Here is a 10,308-nt window from a genome sequence, read left to right on the forward strand (position 1 = left end):
CTCTTCGGATCCGCCGGGCAGGTCCGCCTGCTGCTGGTCGGGCGCGACGGGGCGCGCCTTGCGGCGCTGGCGGCGGACCTGCCCGGCGCCGCCGTGGCCGTGGCGGATGCGATGGATGCCGGGGCCCTGCGTGCGGCCATCGCCGGGGCGGGGGCGGAGATCGCGGGCCTCGCCTATTGCGTCGGCTCGATCGGGCTCAAGCCGCTCAAGCGCACGACCGAGGCGGATTTCCTCGATGCCTTCCGGCTCAACGCCCTGGGGGCTGCGGTCGCGGTGCAGGCGGCGCAGGACGGGCTGGTCGCGGCGAAGGGGGCGGTGGTGCTGTTTTCCACCATTGCCGCGCGCGCCGGTTTCCCGAACCATGCCGCCATCGCCGCCGCCAAGGGGGCGGTGGAGGGGCTGGTCGTGGCACTCGCTGCCGAACTGGCCCCGGCGGTGCGGGTGAACTGCATCGCCCCCTCGCTCACCCGCAGCGCCATGGCGGCGCCGCTGATCGGGAACCCGCAAATGGCCGAGGCGATCGCGAAGCAGCACCCCATCCCGCGGCTGGGGGAGCCGGAGGACCAGGCGGCGCTGGCCGAGTTCCTGCTCTCGCCGGCCGCCGGCTGGATCACGGGCCAGGTCTTCGGCGTCGATGGCGGCCGTTCGACGGTCAGGAGCCGCGGCTGATGCATCGCCGCGCGGCGCTCGCGCTGCCCGTCCTGCTCCTGCCGGGACGGGCCGGCGCGGCGGAGGGCGACTACGCCTTCCGCGTGCGCCGGCGCGGCGACATCGTCGGCACGCATCGCGTGCGCTTCGCGATGCGCGGATCCGAGCGCGTCGCGACCTCCGAACTGCTGATCCGGCCCTCGGTGATGGGCATCGTCGTCTATCGCTATGAGCATCTGTACGAGGAGATGACGCTCGCCGGCCGCTTCCGGCGCGTCACCTCGCGGCTGAACCGCAACGGGCGCATCGTGGAGGTGCGCGGGGAGGCAGTGGCCGGCGCGGTGCTGCTCGACGGCACCGCGGGCCCGCAGCGCCTGCCGGCTGACGCCGCGCCGCTGTCCTGGTGGGAACCGGCGAGGATGGGCGGGCGCGTGCCGCTGTTCGGCACCACCACGGGCCGCGCGCTGAACCTGCAATGGCGGGGCCAGCCGGGTGGGCGCGAATTCGCCTGCACCGGGGACGTCACCGCGCGCGTGACCTTCGACGCGGCGGGGCGCTGGGCGGCCTTCTCCGCGACCGGGGATGACGGCACCGACATCGTCTACGAGCGGGCATGAACGGCGGCACGCTGCGGATCGTCCTCGGGGACCAGTGTTCGCGGGACCTCTCGGCGCTGGCGGGCCTCGATCCCGCGCGCGACACGGTGCTGCTGATGGAGGTGCAGGCGGAATGCACCTATGTGCCCCACCATCCGCAGAAGATCGTGCTGGTGCTGTCCGCCATGCGGCATTTCTCGCGCGCGCTCGTGGCCCGCGGCGTGCGCGTGGACCATGTGCGGCTGGACGATCCCGCCAACACCCAGTCCTTCCGCGGGGAGATGCTGCGCGCAGTGGCCCGCCACCGGCCGGACCGCATCGTTGCGACCCATCCGGGCGAATGGCGCGTGTTGCAGGACATGAAGGGATGGGAAGCGGCGGCGGGCATCCCGGTCGAGATCCGCGAGGACACCCGCTTCCTCTGCTCGCTGCCGCGCTTCCGTGCCTGGGCGGCGGGGCGGAAATCCTACCGCATGGAATTCTTCTACCGCGAGATGCGGCGGGAGACCGGGCTGCTGATGGAGGGCGACGAGCCCGCCGGCGGCAAATGGAACTTCGACGCCGAGAACCGCGCCGCGCTGCCCAAGGGCCTGGTGCCGCCCCCGCCGCACCGCTTCGCGCCCGATGACATCACGCGCGAGGTGATGGACCTGGTCGCCACGCGCTTCGGCGCGCATTTTGGCGATGTGGCGGGCTTCGCCTGGCCGGTGACGGCGAAGGATGCCCGGGCCGCGCTGGATGCCTTCATCCGCGATCGGCTGGCGCTGTTCGGCGACTACCAGGATGCGATGGCGGCGGGGCAGCCGACGATGTTCCACGCGCTGATCTCGACCAGCCTGAACGCCGGGCTGCTCGACCCGATGGAGGCCTGCCGCGCGGCGGAGGCAGCCTGGCGGGACGGAAGCGCGCCGCTCAACGCGGTGGAGGGGTTCATCCGCCAGATCCTCGGCTGGCGGGAATATGTGCGGGGAATCTACTGGCACCTCATGCCGGGCTATGCGGCGGAGAACGCACTTGGCGCGACGCGCCCTCTGCCCGGCTTCTACTGGGGCGCGGCCACCTCGATGCGCTGCGTCGCGGAGGCCGTGGCGCAGACGCGCGACCTCGCCTACGCCCATCACATCCAGCGGCTGATGGTCACGGGCAATTTCGCGCTGCTCGCGGGCCTCGACCCGGCCGAGGTGAATGCCTGGTACCTCGCCGTCTATGCCGATGCCTTCGAGTGGGTGGAATTGCCGAACACCCATGGCATGGCCATCCACGCCGATGGGGGCGTGATGGCGTCCAAGCCCTATGCGGCGTCCGGGGCCTACATCAACCGCATGTCGGACTATTGCGGCGGCTGCGCGCATGACCCGAAGCAGGCGACGGGGCCGCGCGCCTGCCCCTTCAACTACCTGTACTGGGACTTCATCGCGCGGCACGCGGACCGCTTCGCGGCCAATCCGCGCATGGCGATGCCGCTGCGCACGCTCGCGAAGATGGACACCGCCAAGGTCGCGGCGATGCGGGGGGAGGCGGCGCGCTTCCTCGCCACCCTCGACGGCTGAGCGGGCGCGTTCCATCCTCGGCCCGACATCCGAGGAGGACCACGATGGACACCGCGACCGAGATCGAATGGATGAAGCTGACCTTCGCGGAGCTGAACGCCCGCGCGGCCGCGGATGCGCTCGTGATCGTCCCCGTGGCGTCCCTGGAGCAGCACGGGCCGCATCTGGCGACCGGCGTGGACATCATCTGCGCGACCGGCGTCGCGCACGCCATCGCGCGCCGCATGGTCGCGGCGGGGCAGGCGGTGGTGGTGACGCCCTGCGTCTGGACAGGCCTCGCCGAGCACCACGTGCCCTTCGGCGGCACCGTCACGCTGGACTACGCCGCCTTCGCCGCGGTGCTGAAGGGCGTGGTGCGGTCTGCCGGCCGCGCCGGCTTCAAGCGCGTGATGCTGCTGAACGGCCATGGCGGCAATGCGGAAGCCGTCGCGGTGGTGGGCGGGGAATGCCAGACCGAGTTCGGGCTGAAATGCGTGGCGGGCACCTACTGGCATCTCGCCGGCGACGCCTTCGCGCCGATCCTGGAACGCCAGTCCAACGTGCTGCACGCCTGCGAGGCCGAGACGTCGATGGTGATGAAGCTGCTGCCCGAGGCCGTGCGCACCGACCGCCTGCCCGACGCGCACGGCCCGCATTCGACGCGCCCCGAGGGCCAGCCCGCCGCGATGATCCGCCGGCGGTCCTTCAAGGAGATCACGCCGTCCGGCGTGGTGGGCGATGCACGCTCGGCGACCGCGGCGAAGGGGGAGGCGCTGCTTGCCGCGGCGGCGGAGCGGATCGCGGCGGAACTCGCCAATCCGAAGCTCTGGGGCTAGCGGGAGGCCCGCATCGCGGTTCCACGCGATCGGTCGCTGCCCTACAGCACTATCCGATCACACTGGATCAGTGTGATCGGATTTCGTGCTGTAGAGTCAACGGATACTAGAGCAAGAAATACGACCAGCCGATTCCGGCTGATCGGATATTGCTCTAGGATGACGCACCGATGACACAGGGGGGGGAACACATGATCAGACACATCCTCGGCGCCGGCTTGCTCGCCGCCAGCGTCGCCGCTACCGGCCCGGCCGTCGCGCAGACGGCCTGCCCGCATCGCGGCGCGCTCGACGACTCCTATTGCGACGCGAACCGCGACCTGGTCGCCGATGTCCCGACCGATGCGGCGCGGCTGCGCGATCCCTCGACGCTCGTCTTCGCCTATACGCCGGTCGAGGACCCCGCCCTGTATGCCCAGCAGTTCCGCCCGCTGCTGGACCACCTGACGCAGTGCACCGGGCGGCGCACCGTCTATTTCCAGGTGACGTCGAACGCCGCGCAGGTCGAGGCCATGCGCTCCGGCCGCCTGCACATCGCCGGCTTCTCGACCGGACCCACCGCCTTCGCGGTGAACCTCGCCGGCGCCGTGCCCTTCGCCATCAAGGGCAATGCCGAGCAGTTCGAGGCCTATCGCGTGGTCGTGCTGGTGCGCGCCAATTCCGACATCCGGACCATCGCGGACCTGAAGGGGCGGCGCGTCGCGCACACCTCGGCCACGTCGAATTCCGGCAACCTCGCCCCGCGCGCCTTCTTCCCCGGCCTCGGCGTGACGCCGGACACCGACTACCGCGTCGTCTATTCCGGCGGGCACGACCGCAGCGTCATGGGCGTGAACGCGGGCGATTTCGATGCCGCGCCGGTGGCGTCGGACGTGTACAACCGCATGGTCGCGCGCGGCCAGGTGCGGGCGGAGAATTTCCGCGTCATCTGGCAGTCCGATCCCTTCCCCACCAGCAGCTTCGCGCTGGCGCACGACCTGCGCCCCGAACTCGCGCAGCGCATCCGGCAGTGCTTCCTCGACTACCGCTTCCCGCCGCAGCTGCAGCGCGACCTCGGCGGCAATGACCGCTTCTGGCCGGCGACCTATCTCGAGCAGTGGGCGCCGGTGCGCGCGGTGGCGGATGCGGTGAACGCGCCCTACACCCGTGCGGCCTTCGACGCCGAGAGCCGGCGCGAACTGGAAGCCGAGGCGCGCCGCCGCGCGCAGCAGCAGCAGCAGCAACAGCCGCCGCAGGCCCCCGCCGCGACGCCGCGCTGAGGCATGAGCGCGGGGCTTTCCATCCGCGGCCTGTCCAAGGCCTATGTGCCCGGCAAGCCGGTGCTGCGGGACATCACGCTGGACTTCGCCCCGCGTGGCGTCACCGCCATCATCGGCCCCTCGGGCACCGGCAAGTCGACGCTGATCCGCTGCATCAACCGGCTGGTGGAACCCTCCGGCGGCAGCATCCTGCTGGACGGGCAGGACCTGGTGCCGCTGCGCGGGCGGGCGCTGCGCCTCGCGCGGCGGCGGATCGGGATGGTGTTCCAGGAATACAACCTGGTGGAACGCCTGTCGGTGATGGAAAACCTGCTCTCCGGCCGACTCGGCTACGTCCCGCTCTGGCGCGCCTGGCTGCGGCGCTACCCGGAGGAGGACATCGCCCGCGCCTTCGCGCTGCTGGATGCCGTCGGGCTGCCGGACCACGCGACGCGCCGGGCGGATGCGCTCTCCGGCGGGCAGCGCCAGCGCGTCGGCATCGCGCGCGCGCTGATGCAGCGCCCGGCGCTGCTGCTGGCCGACGAACCGACCTCCTCGCTCGACCCCCGCACGGCGGTCGAGGTGATGGAATTGCTGACACGGCTGACCGCCGAGGAAGGCGTGCCGGTCATCGTCAACATCCACAATGTGGAACTGGCGAAGCGCTTCTGCGGCCGCGTCATTGGCATGCACCAGGGGGAGGTCGTCTTCGACGGCCCGCCCGAGGCGATCGAGCCGCGCCACCTGACGCAGATCTACGGCGGCGAGGACTGGATGTGACGGCGCGCCGCGCCTTCGCGCCCAACTGGCAGGGCCGCGCGGCACTCGCCGCGCTGGCGCTCTACTGCGTCTACGCCGCGGCGCAGCTCGACGTCTCGGGCGAAAGGCTGCTGGTCGGCTTCGGGGAAGGGGCGCGCTTCCTCGCCCGCATGTGGCCGCCCAATTTCGAGCGCTGGGACACGCTGGTCGAAGGGATGGTCGAGAGCATCCAGATCGCCGTGCTCTCCTCGGCCGCGGGCATCGTCCTGTCCCTGCCGCTCGGGCTGATGGCCGCGCGCAACCTCTCGCCCTGGTGGATCAGCGGGCCGACGCGCGGCTTCGTCGCGGTCTGCCGCTCGCTGCACTACGTGATCGTCGCCATCCTCTTCGTGAAGGCGGTGGGCTTCGGGGCGCTGGCGGGGATCGCCGCGCTGACCGTCGCCTCGATGGGCTTCGTCGCAAAGCTGTTCGCGGAAGCGATCGAGGAGATCAGCATGAAGCAGGTGGAGGCGGTGCGCGCGACCGGCGCCGGGCCCTTCGCCGTGCTGCTCTACGGCGTGCTGCCGCAGGTCGCCTCCCGCTTCGTGGGCTTCTCCATCTACCAGCTCGATTCCAACCTCAGGAACTCGACCCTGGTCGGCATCGTCGGCGCGGGGGGGATCGGCGGGACGCTCTTCGCCGCCTTCAAGCGCTTCGACTACGACTTCGTCGCCGCCATCCTGCTGACCATCATCGCGCTGATCTTTCTCGCCGAGATCGTCTCCGCCCGCGTGCGCAAGGCGCTGCAATGAGCGCGGCGCTCGAGCGGGAATGGACGCGCTTCACCCCCGGCCAGCGCATCGCGCGCTGGCTCGTCTGGCTCGCCGTGGTCGCATCCTGCGTCTGGGCGGTGCGCACCATCGAGGTCATCCCGGAATTCCTCCTCGACGCGCCGGAGCAGATGGCCGACCTGCTGGTGCGGATGTGGCCGCCCGACCTCGCGCATTACCGAATGGGCGTGCATGACGCGCTGGTCGAGACGCTGCACATCGCCACACTCGGCACGGTGCTGTCCTTCGCCATGGCGGTGCCGCTCGCTTTCCTCGCGGCGCGCAACGTCTGCGGCGTCGCGGCGCTGAACTGGCTGGCGAATCTCTGCCTCGTCGCCTCGCGCAGCGTGAACGCGCTGGTCTGGGCGCTGCTGTTCGTCGCCGTCTTCGGCCCGGGCGCGGTCGCGGGCGTGCTCGCCATCGCCTTCCGCTCGGTGGGCTTCGTGGGCAAGCTGCTGGCCGAGGCGATCGAGGAGACGCCGCGCGGCCCGATGGAGGCGATGGAGGCGGTCGGCGCGCCCTGGGGGCACCGGATGCTCAAGGGGCTCTGGCCGCAGATCCAGCCGGCCTTCTGGGGCATCGCGCTGTTCCGCTGGGACATCAACGTGCGGGAATCCGCCGTCCTCGGCTTGGTCGGCGCGGGCGGGATCGGCGTCGCGCTGGATGACGCGATCAACTTCTTCCAATGGGACAAGGTGGCGACGATCCTGCTCGCCATCCTCGTCGTCGTGATCCTGGCCGAGATCGTGGTGACCCGGGTGCGCCGCCGCCTGATCTGACCGGCGGCGTCAGCCCTGGCCGCGCCGCTGGTCCGGGTGGCGCGTGCGGCCGAGGATGTGGTTGCTCGCGCCGATGACATGCACGGTCGAGCCGACGATCAGCGGATCGGGCTCGTGCACCACGCTCTCATCCTTGCCGTCATAGGGCAGGCTGCGCAGGAAGTGGCGCATGGCCTCGATCCGCGCGCGGCGCTTGTCGTTCGACTTCACGATGGTCCAGGGCGCGTCGGCGGTGTCCGTATAGAAGAACATTGCCTCCTTCGCCTCGGTGTAGTCATCCCACTTGTCGAGGCTCGCCTTGTCGATCGGGCTGAGCTTCCACTGCTTGAGCGGATCGGTCTCCCGCGCCTTGAAGCGGCGCGCCTGCTCATCCCGCGTCACGCTGAACCAGAACTTGAAGAGCCTGAGGCCGGAGCGGACCAGCATCCGTTCCAGCTCCGGCGCCTGGCGCATGAATTCCAGGTAGTCGCCCGCGGTGCAGAATCCCATCACCCGCTCCACGCCCGCGCGGTTGTACCAGGAGCGGTCGAAGAACACGATCTCGCCCCCGCTCGGCAGGTGGGAGACGTAGCGCTGGAAATACCATTGCGAGCGTTCCTGCTCGGTCGGCTTCTCGAGCGCCACGATGCGTGCCCCGCGCGGATTGAGGTGCTCCATGAAGCGCTTGATCGTGCCGCCCTTGCCGGCGGCGTCGCGGCCTTCGAACAGCACGGCGATGCGCTCGTTGGACGCCTTGATCCACGCCTGCGCCTTCAGCAGCTCCACCTGCAGCGGCATGATGCGCTGCATGTATTCCTTCTCGGTCAGCCGCGTGGCGTAGGGATAGGCGCCGGATTCGAAGGCGCGCCGCACCGCTTCGGCATCGTGCCGCGGGCGGCGGCCCTGCCGCGTCGGGGTGGCGAGGTCGGCCACCGCATGGGTGATGGACCGCGCGCCTTCGGCGGCGTCCTGCGCGGGGTCCTCCGGAATGGGCGTGTCCAGCGCAGCATTGTCTTCGGTCATCCAACCCTCCGCGGGATCGTTGCAGATCAGGAAGGTCATTAGACAGTCATATCGTGAACGGGTCCTTGCCTTGGATCAACGACACCGCCATTCAGCGGTCGCCCATCCAGGTCGAGGTCGATCCAGGCGAGCGCGCCGCCCTTGCCCGCGCCCGTGTCGAGGAAGATCGCCCGCCCGCCCCGCGCCCCGGGCATCACCGCCGGGCGCCCGTCCGTCGAGCGGTTGTCGTGCCCGACCACGACGGTCAGCCCCGCCGGGATGCGGTCGATCCAGCCGGTCAGCCTTTCGGGGAAGCCGTTCGGCCCCTCCCGCCCGGTCACCTGGCCGAAGATGGCGCGGCCGACCAGCCCCTCCGGCTTCGCCGCGCCGGCATCGGAGGGGGAGGGGGCGTGCAGCATCGCGTCGTGGAAGGCGGCATGGACGAGGAACAGGCCGCCGATGCGCAGCCAGGCCGGCGCGCGCGCCACTTCCTCGATCGCGCGGGCGGTCAGCGCCGGCCCGTCCGGCGCCGCGCGCAGCTGGTCGAGCGTGCGCCCGAGCCCCGCCGCCTCCATCCGCACCTTCTGGCCCGACAGCGCCCGGCGCAGCTTGTGGTCGTGATTGCCGAGGATGAACAGCCCGCGCCCCGCCGCGGTCAGGCCGAACATCAGCCGCAGCACGCCGGGGCTGTCCGGCCCATGGTCCGTCAGGTCTCCCAACTGGATGAGGAACAGGCCCGCGGCCTCCGCCCCCGCCACGGCGGCGGCGAATTGCGTGGCCTCGCCATGCACGTCGCCGACGATGCGCAGGCCGCGGAAGCCCGCGGCGCGCAGGCTCTCCCGCGTCAGGGTCACGCCGCGGCCGCGCCCTTCAGCGTCGCGAAGGCCGCGAGCGCGCGGGCGCGGCCCTCGGCGAGATCGACCACCGGCCTGGGATAGTCCCGCCCCAGCACGATGCCGGCGCCGCGCAGCACCATCTCCGGCGCCTCATGCGGCTTGTTCAGCCAGCGGTCGGGCAGGCGGGCGAGTTCCGGGCACCAGCGGCGCACATAGCCGCCGGAGGCGTCGAACTTCTCCGCCTGCAGCACCGGGTTGAAGATGCGGAAATAGGGCGCGGCATCCGCCCCGCAGCCCGCCACCCACTGCCAGGACGCCGCATTGGCCGCGAGGTCGGCATCGACCAGCGTGTCCCAGAACCAGGCCTCCCCCGCCCGCCAGGGCAGCAGGAGATGCTTCACGAGGAAGGAGGCCGCGATCATCCGTACCCGGTTGTGCATCCATCCGGTGCGCCAGAGCTGCCGCATGCCGGCATCGACGATGGGATAGCCGGTCTGCCCGCGCTGCCAGGCGCGCAGCAGCGCCGCATCCTCCCGCCAGGGGAAGGCGGCGAATTCGGGCCGCAGCGGCTGCTCCGGCATCTCCGGCCGGTGCCAGAGCAGGTGGTGGGAGAATTCCCGCCAGAGCAGTTCCTTGAGGAAGGTCTCCAGACCCTTGCCGCCCTTGGCACGCGCCGCGTGCCACGCCTGGCGCGGCGAGATTTCCCCCAGATGCAGATGCGGCGAGAGGCCGGAAGTGCCCCATTCGGCCGCGGGGTCGTTGCGTCGCTCGGAATAGCCGGCGAGGCCGTGCGCGAGGAAGGCCGCGAGCCGCGCCTGCGCGCCCGCTTCGCCGGGTTGCCACTGCGCCGGGAATTCCGCCGCCCAGTCGGGTTCCGGCGGGCGCGGCAGCAGGCCGAGGGCGTCGAGCGCCTCGCCTTCCGGCGCGCCCGCCACGGGGATCAGTCGGTCGGGGGCCGGGATGGGCGGCGGCAGGTCCTCGAGCAACGCGAACAGGGCGCGGGAGAAGGGCGTGTAGACCGAGTACGGCTTGCCCGTGCCGGTGCGCACGAGATGCGGCTCGTGCAGCAGGGCGGAGCGGTGCGCCACCAGCCGCCGCCCGTCGCCCTGCAGCGCGGCATGCGTCTCGGCATCGCGCTGGCGGCCGGCGGGCTCGGTGCGCCGGCCGGCATGGATCTCGGTCGCGCCGATGCGCGTGGCGAGGTCGGGCAGCAGCCGCCGTGGATCGCCGCGCAGCAGCAGCAGCGGGGCGCCGCGATCGGCCAGCGCGCGCGCCAGCGCGGCCAGGCTGTGGTGCA

At 71.4% G+C, this 10,308-nt stretch carries 11 protein-coding genes; 8 read left to right on the forward strand and 3 right to left on the reverse strand.

Annotated elements, in window-relative coordinates; translation table 11 throughout:
• The 8 genes from HW577_RS13780 to phnE (HW577_RS13815) all read left to right on the forward strand — a co-directional run.
• The coding region (locus HW577_RS13780; protein WP_198376711.1) for an SDR family NAD(P)-dependent oxidoreductase at positions 1 to 669 on the forward strand (669 nt) is incomplete at its 5' end.
• Positions 669 to 1,265: a DUF6134 family protein gene (locus HW577_RS13785; protein ID WP_198376712.1), complete on the forward strand. Its 597-nt coding sequence runs from the start codon at positions 669 to 671 to the stop codon at positions 1,263 to 1,265. The genes HW577_RS13780 and HW577_RS13785, both read left to right, overlap by 1 nt.
• A complete protein-coding gene (locus HW577_RS13790) occupies positions 1,262 to 2,794 on the forward strand; it encodes a cryptochrome/photolyase family protein (RefSeq protein ID WP_198376713.1) in 1,533 nt (510 codons plus the stop codon). The genes HW577_RS13785 and HW577_RS13790 overlap by 4 nt, the downstream gene beginning before the upstream one ends.
• A 44-nt stretch (positions 2,795 to 2,838) precedes the next feature.
• Positions 2,839 to 3,609 (forward strand): creatininase family protein, encoded by a 771-nt coding sequence (locus HW577_RS13795; protein WP_198376714.1) that lies wholly within the window; start codon positions 2,839 to 2,841, stop codon positions 3,607 to 3,609.
• Positions 3,610 to 3,800: 191 nt separating this feature from the next.
• Complete coding sequence (gene phnD / locus HW577_RS13800; RefSeq protein WP_198376715.1) at positions 3,801 to 4,868, forward strand: phosphate/phosphite/phosphonate ABC transporter substrate-binding protein; 1,068 nt, start codon at positions 3,801 to 3,803, stop codon at positions 4,866 to 4,868.
• Between the two features lie 3 nt (positions 4,869 to 4,871).
• Positions 4,872 to 5,627 (forward strand): phosphonate ABC transporter ATP-binding protein, encoded by a 756-nt coding sequence (phnC, locus tag HW577_RS13805; RefSeq protein ID WP_198376716.1) that lies wholly within the window; start codon positions 4,872 to 4,874, stop codon positions 5,625 to 5,627.
• On the forward strand, positions 5,624 to 6,397 hold the full coding sequence (phnE, locus tag HW577_RS13810; RefSeq protein ID WP_332837691.1) for a phosphonate ABC transporter, permease protein PhnE: 774 nt from the start codon (positions 5,624 to 5,626) through the stop codon (positions 6,395 to 6,397). The genes phnC and phnE (HW577_RS13810) overlap by 4 nt, the downstream gene beginning before the upstream one ends.
• Positions 6,394 to 7,194, forward strand: a complete 801-nt coding sequence (gene phnE, locus HW577_RS13815; RefSeq protein ID WP_198376717.1) for a phosphonate ABC transporter, permease protein PhnE — start codon at positions 6,394 to 6,396, stop codon at positions 7,192 to 7,194. The genes phnE (HW577_RS13810) and phnE (HW577_RS13815) overlap by 4 nt, the downstream gene beginning before the upstream one ends.
• A 9-nt stretch (positions 7,195 to 7,203) precedes the next feature.
• Here the strand turns inward: phnE (HW577_RS13815) and ppk2 are convergent, their stop codons facing one another.
• From ppk2 to HW577_RS13830, 3 genes are all read right to left on the reverse strand, one after another.
• The gene (ppk2, locus tag HW577_RS13820; protein WP_198376718.1) at positions 7,204 to 8,196 is read right to left on the reverse strand and encodes a polyphosphate kinase 2; all 993 of its coding nucleotides are present in this window, start codon (positions 8,194 to 8,196) and stop codon (positions 7,204 to 7,206) included.
• A 38-nt stretch (positions 8,197 to 8,234) separates the two neighbouring features.
• On the reverse strand, positions 8,235 to 9,029 hold the full coding sequence (locus HW577_RS13825; RefSeq protein WP_332837693.1) for a metallophosphoesterase: 795 nt from the start codon (positions 9,027 to 9,029) through the stop codon (positions 8,235 to 8,237).
• Positions 9,026 to 10,308, reverse strand: a 1,283-nt coding sequence (locus HW577_RS13830; RefSeq protein ID WP_198376719.1) for a cryptochrome/photolyase family protein, incomplete at its 5' end; no start/stop codon positions are given. The genes HW577_RS13830 and HW577_RS13825, both read right to left, overlap by 4 nt.

The organism is Neoroseomonas rubea (assembly GCF_016106015.1).
Lineage (GTDB): Bacteria > Pseudomonadota > Alphaproteobacteria > Acetobacterales > Acetobacteraceae > Neoroseomonas > Neoroseomonas rubea.